The sequence below is a fragment of the Luteimonas sp. S4-F44 genome, assembly GCF_022637415.1.
Taxonomy (GTDB): domain Bacteria; phylum Pseudomonadota; class Gammaproteobacteria; order Xanthomonadales; family Xanthomonadaceae; genus Luteimonas.
On record NZ_CP093340.1, the window covers coordinates 1105089 to 1123743 of the forward strand.

Annotated in this window: 6 protein-coding genes and 1 tRNA gene; 4 read left to right on the top strand and 3 right to left on the bottom strand. The window is 68.6% G+C overall.

The features are described 5' to 3' along the window. Positions 1–210: 210 nt before the first annotated feature. Together MNO14_RS05100 and MNO14_RS05105 are read left to right on the top strand one after the other, a co-directional pair. Entirely contained in the window at positions 211–8823 is an 8613-nt protein-coding gene (locus MNO14_RS05100) for a glucoamylase family protein (RefSeq protein ID WP_241946264.1), read from the top strand. After that, positions 8820–9044 (top strand): hypothetical protein, encoded by a 225-nt coding sequence (locus MNO14_RS05105; protein WP_241945666.1) that lies wholly within the window; start codon positions 8820–8822, stop codon positions 9042–9044. Before MNO14_RS05100 ends, MNO14_RS05105 begins: the two co-directional genes overlap by 4 nt. A 217-nt stretch (positions 9045–9261) precedes the next feature. On the opposite strand, the gene MNO14_RS05110 is transcribed toward MNO14_RS05105, so the two are convergent. Together MNO14_RS05110 and MNO14_RS05115 are read right to left on the bottom strand one after the other, a co-directional pair. Continuing rightward, positions 9262–9336, bottom strand: a tRNA-Val gene (locus MNO14_RS05110). 142 nt (positions 9337–9478) lie between these two features. Beyond that, complete coding sequence (locus MNO14_RS05115; protein WP_241945667.1) at positions 9479–12208, bottom strand: TonB-dependent receptor; 2730 nt, start codon at positions 12206–12208, stop codon at positions 9479–9481. A 201-nt stretch (positions 12209–12409) separates the two neighbouring features. On the opposite strand from MNO14_RS05115, the gene MNO14_RS05120 reads away from it, so the two are divergent. Beyond that, positions 12410–15028, top strand: coding sequence for an alpha-amylase family glycosyl hydrolase (locus MNO14_RS05120; protein ID WP_241945668.1), 2619 nt, complete (start codon positions 12410–12412; stop codon positions 15026–15028). A 193-nt stretch (positions 15029–15221) separates the two neighbouring features. Next, positions 15222–16319, top strand: coding sequence for a YncE family protein (locus MNO14_RS05125; RefSeq protein WP_241945669.1), 1098 nt, complete (start codon positions 15222–15224; stop codon positions 16317–16319). 87 nt (positions 16320–16406) lie between these two features. Here the strand turns inward: MNO14_RS05125 and MNO14_RS05130 are convergent, their stop codons facing one another. Further along, positions 16407–18611 (bottom strand): TonB-dependent siderophore receptor, encoded by a 2205-nt coding sequence (locus tag MNO14_RS05130; protein WP_241945670.1) that lies wholly within the window; start codon positions 18609–18611, stop codon positions 16407–16409. Positions 18612–18655: the final 44 nt, after the last annotated feature.

Consider the following 18655-nt stretch of genomic DNA (forward strand, 5'->3'; position numbering starts at 1 on the left):
GTCGGACCATCGTCACGCCCGCATGCCAGGCGGGTGCAATGATGGCGGCGAGGGCCGCCTGGCCCGACGGGTCATTCAATGATCGCTGCGTCAAGGATGGTTCGCCGTTGGTGGCGGTTGCGCCGAAACGCGCGATTGCGGCATGCCACACTCCCCGTCGATGCCGAGGCGGAAGCACCGCTGCGCGCGCAGCTGTTCAGCGCCGAGCAGATGGAACTGCACGGCAAGGCGCTCGCGCTGGCGCACCGGGTCCAGGTCCGCCGCGTGCCCGACCGCCTGCTGGCGCGGTTGAGCGAGAACGCGGCGCTGCTCGAAGACGCGCGTACCTTCCTGTCGCTGATGGTCCGCGACGAGATCCGCATCACCCCTGCGGGCGAGTGGCTGCTCGACAACTATCACCTGATCGAGGAGCAGGTGCGGCTGGCGCGCCGGCATCTGCCCAAGGACTACAGCCGAGAACTCCCTACGCTTTCCCACGGGCCGTCGGCCGGCTTGCCGCGGGTCTACGACCTGGCGATGGAGGCGGTGGCGCATGGAGACGGGCAGGTCGATGCGACGACGCTGAGCGGGTTCGTCGCGGCCTATCAGTCAGTGACCCCGCTGGCGCTCGGCGAGTTGTGGGCGATCCCGATCATGCTGCGCCTGGCCGTGCTGGAGAACTTGCGTCGCATGGCGGTGCGGGTGATGCGCGACGGCGAGGACCACCGCCTCGCGCGTCGCTGGGCCGAGCGACTCAATGCGACCGCCGCGCAGGCGCCGCGTCATGTGGTGCTGGTGGTCGCCGATCTGGCGCGCAGCGCGCCGCCGGCGACCGGTGCGTTCGTCGCAGAACTTACCCGGGGTCTGCATGGGCGGGGGGCGGCGCTGGCGATGCCGCTGAACTGGATCGAGCAATGGCTGTCCGACACGGGGCTGCGCATCGACGCGCTGGTCCATGCCGAGAGCCAGCAGCAGGCCGAAGATCAGGTGTCGATCGGCAACAGCATCGGCAGCCTGCGGTTCCTGGCGACGATGGACTGGCGCGAGTACGTCGAGACCATGAGCCTGGTGGACGCCGTGCTGCGCGAGGACCCCGCCGCGACCTATGTGCGGATGGATTTCGGCACCCGTGACTATTATCGCCATGCGATCGAGCGGATGGCGCGCCGTGCTGGGGTCGACGAGGTCGAGGTGGCACGGACCACGCTGCGCCTGGCACAGGCGCACCCTGCCGACGCGATCGAGGCGCATGTGGGGTACTACCTCGTCGACGACGGGGTTGCGCAGACGGTCGCCGCGCTGGCGGCTGTGCACGGCCGTGCGCGGATCCGCATCATCCCGCGGACCGTGCCATTGCCGGTCTATCTCGCGCTGATTGCGATCGTCGTCGCGCTCGCGACCAGCGGCCTCCTGGGGCAGGCCGACATGCGTGAAGTCACCTGGGCGCCCGGGTGGCTGCTTGCCGCCCTGGGCGTGCTGGTGTTCAGCGAGCTCGGTATCGCACTGACCAACTGGCTGGCGACGGTGGTGATGCCGCCAAGGCCGTTGCCGCGGCTGGACTTTTCCGAAGGCATTCCCGCCACGTCGCGTGCGCTGGTGGTGGTGCCGTGCATGTTCGGCGATATCGGCGAGGTCGATGCGCTCATCGAAGGGCTCGAGGTGCGGTTCCTCGCCAATCGCGACCCGCATCTGCACTTCGCGTTACTCAGCGACTACCTTGATGCCGACCTGGCGCAGATGCCCGGCGATGCCGCGCTGCTGGCGCATGCAGCGGCGGCGATCACGGGCCTCAACCAGCGCTATCTGGGTGACAGCCCGGCGCCGGGTGGCGACCGTTTTTTCCTGTTCCATCGCCCGCGCACGTGGAACGCCGGCGAAGGCTGCTGGATGGGCGAGGAGCGCAAGCGCGGCAAGCTGGCCGCGCTGAACGGTCTGCTGCGCGGGGCCGGCACCGGTGCGTTCCAGCGTCTGGTCGGCCGAGTCGACGTGTTGGCGAACGTGCGCTACGTGATTACCCTCGACACTGACACCCGACTGCCCCGCGATGCGGCGCGCGCGTTCGTCGGCACGTTGGCGCATCCGCTCAACCGGGCGCGCTTCGATCCGCGGCGCCAACGGGTCACGCGCGGCTACGGCATCTTGCAGCCGAGCGTGGGCAGCAGCTTCAGCGGCCGCCCGATCAGCCGCTACGCGCGCATGTATGGCAGCGAGCCGGGCATCGATCCGTACACGCGCACGGTGTCGGACGTCTATCAGGACCTGTTCGGCGAAGGCTCCTTCGTCGGCAAAGGCATCTACGATGTCGATGCGTTCGAGCAGGCACTGGACGGACGCCTGCCGGACAACCGCATCCTCAGTCACGATCTGCTCGAAGGCTGCTATGCGCGCGCCGGCTTGGTCAGTGACGTGCGGCTCTACGAGGATTACCCGTCGCGCTACGCTGCCGACGTCAAGCGGCGTCACCGTTGGATTCGTGGCGACTGGCAGCTGCTGCCCTGGCTGCTGCCGTGGGTGCCCAGCGCACGTGACGGCGCGGTCCGCAATCCGCTGTCCTGGCTTTCGCGCGGCAAACTGCTCGACAACCTGCGCCGCAGCCTGGTCCCGGTCTCGGCGTTGGCGTTGCTGCTGTTTGGCTGGTTGACGCAACCCGCGCCGCTGGCCTGGACACTTTGGCTGCTGGCGGTGTTCTTCGCGCCGGTGCTGATTCCGGCACTGCGTGACCTGCTGTCGAAGCCGGCGGATATGCGCATCGACACCCATCTGCAGCAGGTCGGCGACGCCACTGGCCGCGGCCTGGTGCGCGCCGTGGTCAATTTCGCCTGCCTGCCCTACGAAGCGATGTTCAGCCTTTCGGCAATCGCGGTGACCTTATGGCGCATGCTGGTCAGTCATCGGCATCTGTTGCAGTGGAATCCCTCGAGCGAGGTCGAACGTTCGCTCGGTAGCGGCATGGCGGCCGAACTGCGCGCGATGGGGGCTGTACCGCCGCTGGCGTTGCTGATCGGGCTGCTGCTGGCGCGGATCAATCCGGCGGCTGTGTGGGCCGCCGGTCTGCCGCTGGCGCTGTGGGCGGTCTCGCCGCTGCTGATGGCCTGGCTCGGGCGTGCGCCGCCGCAACGCAGTGCGCAGCTGTCGACGGCGCAACTCGCGTTTCTCGGGCGGCTCGCGCGACGTACCTGGGCGTTCTTCGAGGTCAATATTCGCGAAGCGGATCATTGGCTGCCGCCGGATAACATCCAGGAACATCCGTCACTGGCCGTTGCGCGTCGCACCTCGCCGACCAATATCGGACTGTCGTTGCTGGCGAACCTGGCCGCCTGGGATTTCGGTTACCTGCAGACCCCGGCGGTCATCCAGCGCACCCAGCGCGTATTCGCCACGCTCGATCGGCTGGAGCGCCACCGCGGACACTTCTACAACTGGTACGACACCGAGACGCTGGCACCGTTGCCACCGCGCTACATCTCCACCGTCGACAGCGGCAACCTGGCCGGGCATCTGCTGACGCTTCGGCAGGGGCTGCTGGCACTCGTCGATGCCCCAGTGCTGGCGCCGCAGACGTATGCCGGTCTGGCCGATACGTTCGGGTTGTTGGTGGAGGCGGTTGAAACACAGGGGCGGGCGAGCGTGCCCTGGACCGTCGCGTCCGAGGCGCTGGGGGCGGCGCTGGCTGACGTCATCGCCTCGCCGCCGTCGACGATTGTCACCGCGCGCGTCGCGCTCGAGGCATTGCGCACACTGGCCGCGCCGTTGTCGGAGATGGCGCCTGCAGCCGACGACCCGCAGGCCCCCGACGAATGTGCGGACTGGGCAGCGCGCCTACAGAACGCGTGCGACGAGGCAGCCGAGGCGCTGTCGTGCTTGCTGCCCGCGGCGGTCACGGACGCGCACAGCAACGACGGGTCATTGGCCGCGGACCCGCTGCCTTCGCTACGCGCCCTGTGTGCGCCCGGTCACGATCCCACAGTGCGCGAACGCGCTTTGGCCCGGGTGCGCGAGCTTGAGCGACTCGCCCACATCGCGGGTCAGTTCTCGTTGATGGAGTACGGGTTCCTCTTCGATCGTTCGCGGCAATTGTTGTCAATCGGCTACGACGTCGACAATCGCCGCCTCGATCAGGGCCACTACGATCTGCTCGCCTCGGAAGCTCGGCTGTGCAGCTTCGTCGCGATCGCGCAGGGCCAGTTGCCGCAGGACACGTGGTTCGCGCTCGGCCGGCTGCTGACCGAGGTCGATGGCGAAGCGACGCTGCTGTCGTGGAGCGGCTCGATGTTCGAGTACCTGATGCCGCAGTTGGTGATGCCCAGTTATCCCGATACGTTGCTGGATCAGACAGCGCTGCATGCGGTCCGCGCTCAGATCGCCTACGGTCGCCAGCACGATGTGCCCTGGGGCATTTCGGAGTCCGGTTACAACGCCGTCGATACCCGGATGAATTACCAGTACCGCGCCTTCGGTGTCCCGGGGCTGGGGCTCAAGCGCGGGCTCGGCGAGGATCTGGTGATCGCGCCTTACGCGACCATGATGGCGCTGATGGTCGCGCCCGAGGCGGCCACCCAGAACCTGCAACGGCTTGACGATGCCGGTTTCTCCGGCCGCTTCGGCATGTACGAGGCGATCGATTACACCGCCTCCCGGTTGCCGCGCGGCCAGACCCATGCGGTTGTCCGCTCGTTCATGGCGCACCACCAGGGCATGGGATTCCTGGCCCTCGACCACCTGCTGCGTGAGCAGCCGATGCAGCGCCGCTTCGTCGCCGATGCGGAATTCCAGGCGACGTTGCTGCTGCTGCAGGAGCGCGTGCCGCGCACCGGCGTGGTCCGTCCACACGAGATTGGATCGCTCAGTGTGCGCAGTACCGAGGCGGTTGGCGAGACGCAGCTTCGGGTGTTCCGCACGCCCGACGCGTCGCGACCGGCCGTGCAGATGTTGTCCAACGGCCGCTTCCACGCCCTGCTCACCAGCGCCGGCGGCAGCTATTTGCGCCGGCACGATATGGCGGTCACCCGCTGGCGGGAGGACGGCACGCGCGACCATTGGGGCGCCTTCTGCTATCTGTGCGATGTCGAGGCGGGCGATGTGTGGTCGGCCGCCTATCAGCCGACCTGTGTGCCGGTCGAGCACTACGAGGCGATCTTCTCCGATGCCAAAGCCGAGTTTCGCGGTCGCAAGCGCGGACTGGAGACCCATCTGGAGATCGCCGTTTCGGCCGAGGACGATATCGAACTGCGCCGCCTGCGCCTGAGCAACCGCTCGCGCCGCACACGTATCGTTGAAGTGACGACCTATGCCGAAGTGGTCCTGGCGCCGGCGATCGCCGACGAGCTTCATCCCGCCTTCGGCAACTTGTTCGTGCAGACCGAGATCGTGCGCGAGAAGCAGGCGCTGCTGTGCACGCGGCGGCCCCGCGCCCACGACGAAGTGACGCCGTGGATGTTGCATCTCCTCGCTGCGCACGGTGCGGACATTGTGGAGATCTCCTACGAGACCGATCGCGCGCGTTTTCTCGGCCGAGGCTGTACGCCGCGCGATCCACAGGCCATGCGCGGCCCTGGCATGCTGTCGGGCACTGCAGGGTCGGTGCTCGACCCGATCGTCGCGATCCGGGTGCGGGTCGCGCTGGCGCCGGAGCAGACCGCGGTGCTCGATCTGGTCACCGGCGTCGGTGACGACCGCGACGCGTGCGCGGCGCTGATCGATAAGTACCGCGACCGCCGGCTCGCCGACCGCGTGTTCGACTTGGCCTGGACCCACAGCCAGGTCGTGCGCCGCCAGATCAACGCGTCGCAGGCCGACGCGCAGCTCTACGAGCGCATCGCGGGGTTGATGGTCTTCGTTCATCCGTTCCTGCGCGCAGATAGCGCGGTGCTGCTGCAGAACCGGCGCGGGCAGTCGGGCTTGTGGGGGCACTCGATTTCCGGCGACCTGCCGATCGTGCTGGTGCAGATCGCCGATGCCGACAACATCGAACTGGTGCGGCAGATGGTGCAGGCCCACGCCTATTGGCGGCTCAAGGGACTCAACGTCGATCTGGTGATCTGGAACGAGGACCAGGCCGGCTACCGCCAGCAGTTGCAGGAGCAGATCCTGGGGCTGGTCTCCGCGGGTCCAGAGGGCAACGTGCTCGATCGCCCAGGCGGCATTTTCGTGCGGCCAATCCAACAGATCTCGCAGGAGGACCGTATTCTGATCCAGTCGATCGCGCGAGTGATCGTGAGCGACCAGAAGGGCACTCTGGCGGCGCAGGTCGGGCGCCATACGACGCCCGAGCGCGAGGAGCCGCTGTTGATCGCGGATGCGGGCACCGCCGCACCTGCGGCCGAGAAGGGTGGGGACGACAGCCTCTATGGCCTGCCGCCGCCGGACGTGTGGCATGGTCCCGCGGAGGACCCATGGCCATTCGAGGCGATGGCCGAGGCGTCGTTGTTCGCCAACGGCATCGGTGCGTTCTCGGCCGATGGGCGCGAGTACGTCATCGTGCTCGATGAGGGCGCTGTGACACCGGCGCCGTGGGCCAACGTCATGGCCAATCCTGCGCTCGGCACCGTGGTCAGCGAGAGCGGGCCCGGCTACACCTGGTTCGAAAACGCACACGAGTTCCGGCTGACGCCGTGGCACAACGATCCGGTCTCCGATACCGGCGGCGAAGCCTTCTATCTGCGTGACGAGGACAGCGGCCACGTCTGGTCGCCGATGACGTTGCCGCGCCGCGGACGCGGCGCTTACCGGACCCGGCACGGGTTTGGCTACAGCGTCTACGAGCACGTCGAGGACGGCATCGCCAGCGAATTGTGGATCTACGTGGCACTGCGCGATCCGGTGAAGTTCTCGGTGCTCAAGCTGCGCAATCTCTCGGGTCGAGCACGACGCCTGTCGGCGACCGGCTATGTCGAGTGGGTCCTGGGCGACCTGCGCGTGAAAACGCAGATGCACGTGGTCAGCGAGCAGGATCCGGCGAGTGGCGTGCTGACCGCGCGTAATCCCTACAACACCGAGTTCGGCGGGCGCGTCGCGTTCTTCGACGTCGATGGCGACCGTCGCAGCTTCAGCTGCGATCGAAGCGAGTTTCTCGGCCGCAACGGCAGCCTGCGCGATCCCGATGCGCTGCGCCGGACGCGGCTGTCGGGCCGGCTCGGCGCAGGCCTCGATCCATGCACTGCGATCCAGGTGTGGGTGGACCTGGCGCCGGACCAGGCGGCCGAGACCGTGTTCCGGCTCGGCATTGGCGACGACAAGTCCGCAGCCCTGCAACTCGCGCAACGGCTGCGCGGCGCGATGCCTGCCCACGATGCCCTCGATGGCGTGCGCCTGCACTGGCTGCAGACGCTCGGCACGGTGCAGGTGGAGACGCCGGAGCCGGCTACGGACCTGCTGGTCAACGGCTGGTTGCCCTACCAGACGCTGGCATGCCGCTATGTCGCGCGCAGTGGGTATTACCAGTCCGGCGGCGCATTCGGATTCCGCGACCAGCTCCAGGACACCATGGCGACGGTGCATGCGCTGCCTGCGCTGACGCGCGCGCACCTGCTGCTCAGCGCCGCGCACCAATTTCCCCAAGGTGATGTGCTGCACTGGTGGCACCCGCCGGCGGATCGGGGCGTGCGCACGCGCTGCTCGGACGATTATCTCTGGCTGCCGCTGGCCGCCTGTCGTTATCTTGAGGCGACCGGCGACGACAGCGTGCTCGACGAGCGCGTGGGCTACATCGAGGGCAGGCTGGTCAACGCCGACGAGGAGTCGTACTACGACCTGCCGGTGGCGTCGGGGCGCGTGCAATCGTTCTACGACCACTGCGTGATCGCACTCAAACGCGGGATGTCGTTGCTTGGCGCGCGCGGGCTGCCGCTGATGGGCACCGGCGACTGGAATGACGGCATGAACCGGGTCGGCGAGGGCGGACGCGGCGAGAGCGTGTGGCTGGGCTTCTTCCTGTTCGATGTGCTGCAGCGCTTTTCGAAGGTCGCCCAGGCGCGCGGTGACGCGGCGTTCGCCCAGGTCTGTACAGATGCGGCGACGGGGCTGCGGCGCGATCTCGAAGCCCACGCCTGGGATGGCGGCTGGTACCGGCGGGCCTGGTTCGACGACGGCACCCCGATCGGCTCGCGGGACAGCGACGAATGCCAGATCGATTCAATCTCCCAGAGTTGGGCGGTGCTCTCGGGCGCAGCCGATCCCGAACGCGCGCGCCAGGCGATGACCGCGCTCGACAGCCACCTGGTCAAGCGCGAGGCCGGCCTGATCCAACTGCTCGATCCCCCGTTCGACCGGACCACGCATGACCCGGGCTACATCCGCGGCTATGTGCCTGGCGTGCGCGAGAACGGCGGCCAGTACACGCATGCCGCGGTGTGGTCGGCGATGGCGTTCGCGGCGCTGGGCGACCGCGAGCGCGCATGGGAGCTCGCGCGGATGATCAATCCCATCCATCACGCCGCGGATGCGGCCGGCGCGGCCGTCTACAAGGTCGAGCCCTACGTGATGGCGGCCGATGTCTACGGCGTCGCGCCGCACGTCGGCCGCGGTGGCTGGACCTGGTACACCGGTTCGGCCGGCTGGATGTATCGGTTGCTGACCGAATCGCTGCTTGGTCTGCGGATCCGTGGGCAGACGCTCGAGATCGCGCCCTGTATTCCCGCTGCCTGGCCCGGTTACCGGATGCAGTTGCGCCATGGCGCGGCGGTCTACCGGATCGAGGTCACGCAGGTCGATGCGGGCCCGCCCGCGTTGTGGCTCGATGGCGAGCGCCAGACGCACCTGGATATTGCGCTGCGCCGTGCCGATGCGGTGCATGAGGTCGTGCTGCACTGGCCACGCAGCGCCAGCAACGAGGGCGTGACTGCGTGAACACCCGCCTGCCCGAGACGCTCGAGGCAGCGCTGGACGAGCTGGAAGGCATGCTGCCTGTCTGGCTGGAGAAGCTGCGCGTGCGCGCGGCGTTCGATCCCCAGTTCGACGCTCTGGCGCAGCGCATCCTCGTCAAGGCCAGGACCGATGACGAACGGCGCTGCGTGCAGCGCCGTCTCGATGCGATGCTGGCCCGGCAGGGCATCGTGCGTCGTCCCTGAAGCGTTGTCGACTCGCCGAGCGACGTGTCTGGCCGCTTTCGAGTCGGCGGCAGGTCGGGCGATAGCAAAGATGCCGGCCTCGAACGTGCTATTAACCATCCCTGAGACACAAAAATGCCGGCGCTGCGGCCGGCATTCTTGGGGGCAGTCTGGGGACAGTCGATCGACCCCGCGCTGCGTGCTTGTCACGAAACGCCTTCAAATTGAGGCATTTTCGTGGTGGGCGGTACAGGGTTCGAACCTGTGACCCCTACCATGTCAAGGTAGTGCTCTACCGCTGAGCTAACCGCCCGGTGTTGCTGCCCGCCGCTTCGGCGAGGTCGCGCATTCTAGCCCAGTCATCGGAGGCGCACAAGCGTGTCCCGGACTGGGATGGCGTGCGCCCGACGTGGCCGGTCCCGGCCGCGCGGCGGTGCACCGCGCGGTCGGCCGGGTCAGAAGCGGTAGTTGACCCCCATCAGGTAGGTGCGGCCGTAATCGTAGAACTGGTTCGGGCGCTCCTGCAGGCCGTCGAAGGTCGAGCGGAAGGGCTCGTTCTCCAGGTTGTTGACCTGCAGCAGCAGCGACAGGCCCTCCAGGCGTCCGCTTTCGAAGGCGTAGCCGAGCTGCAGGTCGGTCACGGTCTCGCCGGTGAACATCACCTTGGTGCGGTCGCCGCCGGCGCCCTGGACTTCGCCGAGGAAGTCGGAGCGGCTGCGCTGCGACACGCGGGCCGAGAAGCCGTAGCGCTCGTAGTACAGCGCAACGTTGGAGACGTACTTCGACAGGCCCGGCAGGGGCTCGGAACTGTCGGGGCCGTTGGGCGCGATGTCGCTCTCGGTGTCGGAGTAGTTGCCCATGAAGCCGAAGCCTTCCAGCGGCGCCCACAGCAGGCCCAGCGGCAACGATACGGCGAACTCCCAGCCCTTGATCGTCCCGCCCTCGCCGTTGACCGGCTGGCTGTACTCGCCGATCCACGACGGCGGCAGGTTGCCCGGCAGCTCGGCAGGCAGCGGTAGCTGGCTGAAGTCGAACTCCGTCGTCTGACGGTAGATGTACGTCTTGAGGTCCTTGTAGAAATACGCCGCGCTGACGTAGCCGCGTCCGATCGACTCGTTGCCGAAGTACTTCTCGTACGAGAGGTCGTAGGCATTGGCCAGCCACGGATCGAGCTCGGGGTTGCCGCCGCTGCCGGTCCAGCGGTCGCGGCTGCGGTCGATGCTGTAGCTGCCACCCGCGGTCAACTCGTCCATGCGCGGGCGCGCCATCTGACGCGAGGCACCCACGCGCAGGAACTGCTCGGCCGGCAGGCCGAACGACAGGTTCATGCTCGGCAGGTAGTGCACGTGGTCGGCGCCGCGCTCGCTGGGCGCTTCCAGCGCAGCGCCTTCAAACGTCGCCACGCCGGTCGAGCGCTGGCTGGCGTTGACCACCTGCACGCCGACGTTGCCCTTGAGCGGCACCGGGCCGAGATCGGTGTCGATGTCGGCCTGGACATAGAGCGTGCCGATCTCTTCGTGGATCTCCCAGTTCTTGTCATTGATCGCCGCATCGTCCTTGCGCCACGGGCGATAGACGCCGGCGGCGAGCATCGCGCGCTCGTCGAGGTCGAGGAGCGAGGGAATGCCGGCGAAGCCGAACGCGCTGTTGCGCACGTACTGGCCCGGGATCGCGACGCTGAGATCGCCGGTACAGGCGTCGGTGACGCACAGCGTGTACTCGGTCGACGCGCGGCTCTTGCGGCGGTCGGTGATGTTGCCGCCGAAGCGCAGGGCGGACAGAAAGCCGGTATCGAAGCGGCGCTCGAGGTCGACCCGGAATGCGCTGATCTGGTCGCGGACCTCGAAGTTCTTCAGGTAGCCGGCCTGGTCGCGCTCGCCGCCCCAGCGGTCGGGATCGCGCAGGACGAAACCGCCCGGCGCGCCGAGGTCGTAGTCGAGGTCGATGTCGTACCAGCCCTCGGGATTGAACACGTAGCGACCCGAGGTGGTGACGCCGGCCGGCGGCGTGGCGTAGACCTCGAACAGCTGCTCGGCACGGCGCGCGCGCGAATGGCTGACGTCGGTGGTCAGCGTCCAATTCGCGTTGACCTCCAATTCGGTATTCCAGCCGAACGACAGCAGGCGGTCGTCCATGGTGTTGCTGTCATTGCGCAGCACGATCGGCGCGATCTGCGACCAGGTCGAATCGATTGTGGTGCCGTCGGGGCTCAGTGTGGCCTCGTCGAGGGTCGCCCGGCCATAGGCCAGACCGGTCTGCAGGCCGTACTTGTTCTCTTGCCGATCGAACTGCGAGTAGAAGAGGTCGATGGTCGAGTGCAGACGCTCGTTGGGCTGGAACTCGAGCACCGCCATGTAGCCGTCGCGGCGATTGCTGCCTTCGATCGCATAGGCCGCGGTACCGCCGAGCACGCCGTTGCCCTCCCAGCCTGCGTACTCCTTGTTGAAGTTCCACGACTCGAACTGGTGGCCTAGGTTCGGGCTGTCGAGGCGGGCGTAACCGACGGCAATGCCGACGGTGTTATCGGCGAACTGATCGATGTACGAGATGCTGGCGCGGCTGCCGTACTCTTTGTCATCGCCGAGCTTGTTCATGTCGCCGCGCACGTTCACCGCGACCGCGCGCTCGCCGAACGACAATGGGCGGACGGTCTTCATGTTGACCGTGCCCGACAGGCCCTGGCCGACCAGCTGCGCATTGGTGGTCTTGTGCACCACGACCTGGCTGATCAGTTCGGACGGGTACTGGTCGAACTCCACGCCGCGGTTGTTGCCGAAGCTCACCTGCTCACGGCCATTGAGCAGCGCGGTGGAGAAATCGCCGGCGAATCCGCGGATGTTGAGCTCCTGCGGGCGGCCGCCGAAACGCTGTGCCGAGATGCCGGGTAGGCGCGCCAGCGAGTCGGCGATGCTGGTGTCGGGCAACTTGCCGATGTCCTCGGCCGAGATCGCCTCGACGATGGTGTCCTCGGCTTGCTTGGTGTCCATCGACAGTTCGATGCCGCGGCGGATGCCGGTGACACGCACGCTGTCGAGCTGCACGGCGTCGCCGGAGGCCGGTGTCTGCGTCGTGGCAGTGTCGGTCGCGTCCGTGGACGCGGTGGTCTGCGCGTGTGCGCCGGTTGCGAGCATCAGCAGCGCAGACGACAGCGCAACGCTGAGCAGGTTGCGATCGAGCTTCGACATCGCCCCTCCCAAGGGTGTCCAGCAGGCAGTTGTGCGGGGCGTGCAGTCCGCATCGCAACTGGATGGATCGGACACGCCTCGCGATTGGCGGCCATGGTAGTCCCGGGGTTCGGATGCGGCGGCGCACTGCATACGTATTCATGGCGCAACGCGGTGGCACTCGTCGACGATGTGGGCGTCGATGATGCTGGGGAGGCGACGATGGGAAACGTTTACACGCGACAGCGCACGCGCGTGTGCGTGCGGGGCATTGCGCTCGCATGCCTGTGCTTGGTCGCCGGCACAGCGAGCGCGGGTGATCTGCACGTGCCGTCGCCCGACTGGCGCGACCAGATCGTCTACTTCCTGATGATCGACCGCTTCGACGACGGCGATCCGTCCAACAACGACCAGGGCACCGGCGAGTACGATCCGAACGATCCGGCGCGCTACAGCGGCGGCGACCTCGCGGGTGTGACCCGGCGACTCGACTACGTGCAGGGACTGGGCGCGACGGCGGTGTGGATCACTCCGCCGGTGGCGCACCAGTGGTGGAACGAGGCGACGCGCTACGGTGGCTACCACGGCTACTGGGCGGACGACTTCTCCGCAATCGACCCGCACTTCGGCACGCGCGACGACTACCGTGCCCTGTCGCGTGGTCTGCACGGTCGCGGCATGTACCTGATCCAGGACATCGTGGTGAATCACACCGCGAACTATTTCGGCTATCCCGACGGCTGGCGTGCGGACGATCCGGCGGCCGGATTCGTGCGTTTTTCCGATGCGCGCGGACGCCAGGCGCCGGTGCAGCCGCCGTTCGACCGCAACGATGCGCGCGACCCGGCCCAGCGCCGGGATGCGATCTACCACTGGACGCCCGACATCGTCGATTTCACCGACCGCACGCAGGAGCTGACCTATCAGCTCGCCGGCCTCGACGATCTCAATACCGAGCACCCCGAGGTCCGCCGCGCGCTGCGCCGCAGCTATGGCGACTGGATCCGCGACATCGGCGTCGATGCGTTTCGTGTCGACACCGCGCTGCACGTGCCAGCGGATTTCTTCGACGATTTCCTGCACGCCGAGGATCGCGATGCGCCGGGCATCGCCGCGGCCGCGCGTGCGACCGGCCGCGAGGACTTCCACGTCTTCGGCGAGGGTTTCGCGATCGACAAGCCGTTCGAGGACACCCAGGCGCGCCGGCTCGAGGCCTATATGCGCACCGAGGCTGGCGGTGAACGCCTGCCCGGCATGATCAACTTTCCGCTCTACGGCAGCCTCGGCGACGTGTTCGCGCGTGGCGAGCCGACCGCGGTGCTCGGCCATCGCATCGCCAGCATGGTCGCGCTGCATCCGCGCCTGCACTGGATGCCGAGCTTCGTCGACAACCACGACGTCGACCGGTTCCTGGCCGGCGCCGACACGCGTGCACTGCGCCAGGCGCTGCTGGCGATGATGACGCTGCCGGGCATTCCCACGTTGTACTACGGCACCGAGCAGGGGTTCTCGGGGCGCCGCACGGCGATGTTCGCCGGCGGTGTCGGCGCGCAGGACGACGCGTTCGACACCGCCGCACCGCTGTATCGCGAGATCGCCGCGATGTCGGCATTGCGGCTTGACGACCGGCTGTTCTCGCGCGGTGTGCCCGAGGTGTTGCGCGACAGCGGCGGCGGGCCCGGTGCGCTGGTGTGGGCCACGCGTCACGAGGCCGCGCTCGCGCTGGTCGCGTTCAATACCGCCGATGCGCCGGTGCTGGTCGATGCGCTGGAGACGGGGTTGCCGGCCGGCACACGGCTGGAGGGCGTGTTCGGACTCGATGGCGATCCTGCGCCGCTGACCGTCGCCGCCGATGGTCGGCTGACACTGGTGCTGCCGCCGCGTGCGGGGCTGGTCTGGCGGCAGCGCGGCGGTGACGCGCCGCCGGAGGCACCGCGGAGCGCGGCGCCGACACTCGATGCGCTGCCGCCAGACCCGTGGCGCGACGACGTGGTACTGCACGGACGCGCGGCGCCCGGCGATGCGTTGCGGGTCGTGGTCGACGGCGATCTGCAGCGCGCCTCGCGCGTCGTGGCCGGTGCCGACGGGCGCTGGACGGTGACGCTGCGCACCGACAGTTGGATCGATCCGGCGCGCACGCATCGCCTGGTGCTGTGGCGCGAGGCCGATCGGACCGCGTCGACAGCGCAGCGGTTCCAGGTCGAGCGCCAGTGGCATGCAGTTGCGCGCATGGACGATCCGGCCGGCGACGATCACGGCTTGGACGGGCGCGTGGTCTATCCCACTGGCGGTCAGTGGCGGACGCAGCGGCAGGGTGACCTGCGCGGGCTGGACGTCGAGACCAGCGGCGGTGCGCTGCGCGTGACCTTGCACATGGCGAGCGTCACCCAAGGCTGGAATCCGCCCAACGGCTTCGACCATGTCGCGCCGGTGGTATTTATCGAATTGCCGGGACGTGAAGGGGGCAGCGAGGTGATGCCCCAGCAGAACGCACGACTGCCCGACGGGATGCGTTGGCATTACCGCATCCGTGCGCACGGCTGGTCGAACGCGCTGTTCTCGGCGCAGGGCGCTGACGCGGACGCCGAGGGCACGCCGCAGGCGCAGCCGGCGCGCATCGACGTCGATCCGGACGCGGCGACGATCCGCTTTACGCTGCCGGCTTCAACGCTGGGCGATCCGGCGACACTCGCCGGCGCACGCGTGCACGCGGTGACTTGGGACTACGACGATGGGTTCCGCCCCTTGCAGCCGGAGGCGAGCGGTTCGGCATTCGGGGGCGGGGACGGGCGGCACGATGCCCGCGTCCTCGATGCGGTGGGACCGCTGCGGCTGCCGTGAAGGGCCGCAATGGACAAGTCTCCCCTTGATCTGGAAAATGAGAATCGTTCCTGATAAGGGGACGTCGCGAGCCGGAGGGTTTGTCGGCGTCCGCGGTCCGGCCCCATCGCCGGCCCGTGCCTGCGGCCGCCGTGCCGCCGCAGGCTCCCATGCGGGCACCCCTCCCATCGTCCGTCCAGCCGAGTCCATGCCCATGACCCCGTCCTCTCGCTCCCTGCCTTTGCTGGCCGCCGCGACCGCACTCGCGCTCGGCCTGTCGTCGCTCGCGCATGCCCAGCAGGCGCCGACCGTCGCAACGCCTGCGGCCACCGCGACCGCGCTGCCCGATGGCGTGCTGCGCCGCGATCTTGCGCGCGGGGTCTATGAAGCGCGCTACAGCCAGGCCGCGAACGCCCTGTTCGTCGCGTCCTCGGAGGCCGCGCCCGACACCAAGGGCGGGGTGATCTACCGGCTCGATCCGCGCACGCTGGAGACCCGCGGCCAGACCCACACCGACCTGCGCAACTTCGCCATCGCGACCGACGCCAAGGGCGAGACGCTGTACGTGACCAACAGCGTCGAGCGTGGGCTGACCGCGATCGACGCGGTCAGCGGCGAGGTCAAGGGTCGGCTGCGCTTTGAAGACAAAGCGTCCGACGGCACGAATTATGGTCCGCGGCAGGTGATCCTCGACGAGGCCAGCGGCACGCTGTATGTCGGCGGTGTCGGTGCGCCGGGGCTGATCTGGGTGGTCGATGCGGCCACGCTGACGCTGCGCGCGACGATCGGCGATGCCGGCAAGTGGGTCACCGGCCTGCTGCTCGATCCGGCGGCCGGGCGCCTGTACGCGGCCAACGGCGACGGCGAGGTGCTGGTGATCGACACCGCGACCCATACGATCCAGCACCGCTGGACGCCCGGCGACGGCAAGGAGTACCTGCTGCTCAACCTCGCCCACGACCCGGCCACCCACCGCCTGTTCGTGACCGACCATTCCAAGGGCGCCACGGTGCTGGTGTTCGATACGCGCACCGGCAAGGTCGAGCGCAGCCTGCCGGTCGGCGACTCGATGGGCATCGCGCTGCATCCCGCGCGCAAGGCGCTCTATGTGACCCATCGCGACCAGGGCACGGTCAGCGAGCTCGATGCCGACAGCTACGCCGTGCGCCGCACCTGGACGCTGCCGCCCAATCCCAATAGCTTGGAGATCGCGCCCGACGGCAAGGCGCTGTATGTGACGGTCAAAGCGCCCTTCAACAAGGACTACACCGCCAGCGCACTGGAAAGCGTGGTCCGCATCCCGCTCGAGTGATGCCGCGTCGCGGCGGCGTCCGGATCGCAGGGCGCCGCCGCACAGCACATCCGAACGGACGCCACGGCGTCCGTTCGTCGTTCGCCATTACAGTGCGAGCGAGACCGACACGGTGACCGTGCGCGGCGCCGCCAGCACCAGGTAGTTGGCGCCGGAGGTGCCGCCGGTCGAGGCCCAATAGGCGCGGTCGAAGACGTTGTCCACGCGCGCGCGCAGCGTCCAGTCGCGGCCGCCGGCCTCGAACGCGTAGCGCGTGCCCAGGTCGAACCGCGTCCAGGACGGCAGTTCCAGCGCATTGTCCGCGCGCGCGGCCTGGCGGCCGGTGTACACCGCCCGCGCATCGAGCGTGAGCCCGTCCACGCCGGGGACGTCCCAATCGATGCCGGCGTTGGCCTGCACGTCGGGCACGCCGATCACATCGTTGCCTTCATTGATGCCGTCCTGAGTGCGGCGCAGCGTGGCGTCGAGCAAGGTCAGGCCGCCGAGCACGCGCAGGCCGTCGGCCGGCTGACCGTACACACTCAGTTCCAGGCCCTCGTTGCGCTGCTCGCCGTCGGCGCTGACCCGGTAGTCCTGCTCGATCGCATTCGGCTTGGCGATGCGGAACACCGCGGCGCTCGCACCCCAGCCGCCGGCGTCGTACTTGGCGCCGAGTTCGTACTGCTTGGAGCGGAACGGGTCGAGGATCTCACCAGCGTTGACGATCGGGGTGCCGTCGGCGCTGGTCTGTGCGACGGTCTGGCCGGGCAGCAGCGCCTCGGCGTAGTTGGCGTACAGCGAGAGCTGGCGACCGAGCTTGAACACGACCGCTGCCACCGGTGTGACCACGCTGTCGTCGTAGCGGTCGAGCGGCGCGCCGGTGGTGTAGTCGTAGCTCGACTGACGCAGCGTCTGCCGGCGCGCGCCCAGCGTCAGCAGCACGCGCTCGTCGGCCAGCCGCAGGGTGTCGGCGATCGCATAGCTCGCGGTCTGGGTGCGGCTGGTGGTCAGCGGGTCGGCCATGTCGCCGACCGCAGGACTCGTCGGCGGCAGCGGGGTCGCGACCGGCGCGTACAGCGTGCCCGCCGCGCGGCGGGTGCCGGTCGCGAACGCGTTCTGCGAGTCGAGGTCGAAGAACGCACCGGTGATGCTGACGCGGTGGCCGACCGCGCCGGTGCGGAACTCGGTGCGCAGGCCGACTTCGCCGGTACGCAGCAGGTCTTCGCGCACGTTGTCGAAGCGCGAGGCGCTGAGGGTGCCGGCGGTGTCGACCCGCGGGTTGGCCAGCACGTTGTGCTCGCGGCTGTCGCGGATGCCGACGGCCGCCCACGCCGTCGTGGCGTCGCTGATGTCGTACTCGCCGCGGACCACCCCGAACAGGTCGTTCTCGTCGGTGAAGGTCCACGGCTGGGCGAAATTCACGTCGGCCGCGGGTGCCTTCGGGATCAAGCCGGTGGGCGTGACGCTGGGCCGCGGGGCGTCGATGCGGTGGTCCTGCCAGCCCAGATCGGCAGAAAAGCGTGCGCGTTCGCCGCGATAGTCGATGCCGAGCGCCAGCACGCCGAGCTCGCGGGCTTCGCCGAGCACCGTGTCGCCGTCGCGGCGCACGGCGTTGGCGCGCACGCCCCAGGCGCGGTCGGCGCCGAAGCGACGCGAGACATCGGCCGCGGCGTAGCCCTGGCCGTCGCTTTCGTAGCCCAGCGTCAAGCGGGTCAGGTCGTCGTCGCCGGCGCGCTTGGGCACGAGATTGAACGCGCCGCCGATGCCACTGCCGCCGGGCGCCGCGCCATTGATGAAGCTGTTGGCGCCGCGGAACACTTCCACGCGCTCCAGGAACTCGGCCGCGACATACTGCCTCGGCAGCAGCCCGTACAGGCCGTTGTAGCTCATGTCGTCGGAGTACACGGGCAGGCCGCGCACGACGTACAGCTCCTGGAAATTGCCGAAGCCGCGCGCGACCCGCACTGCGGGGTCGTTCTGCACGACGTCGGCGACACTGCGCGCCTGCTGGTCGCGCATCAGATCGGCGGTGAAGTTGAGGCTGTTGAACGGGGTGTCCATCAGGTCGAGGTTGCCGAATAGGCCGACGCGCCCGCCGGTGGCGACTTGGCCGCCGGCGTAGGCGGGTGGCAGTTCGACCTGCGAGCCGTCGGCGGTCACCAGCACGGTGTCGAGCGTGCGGGTCTTCGCGTCGGGCGCGAGGTCCTGGGCGAGCGCGGGCGCCGCCGCGATGCAGGCCAGCAGGGCGAGCGTGAGCGGGGCACGGCGCGCGCGCAGCGACGTGGTCGGCGCGGAGAACGGAAAAGCGGGCATGGCGAAGCAGTCCTGTTGTCGGCAAGGGGAGGCGGCAAGGCTGG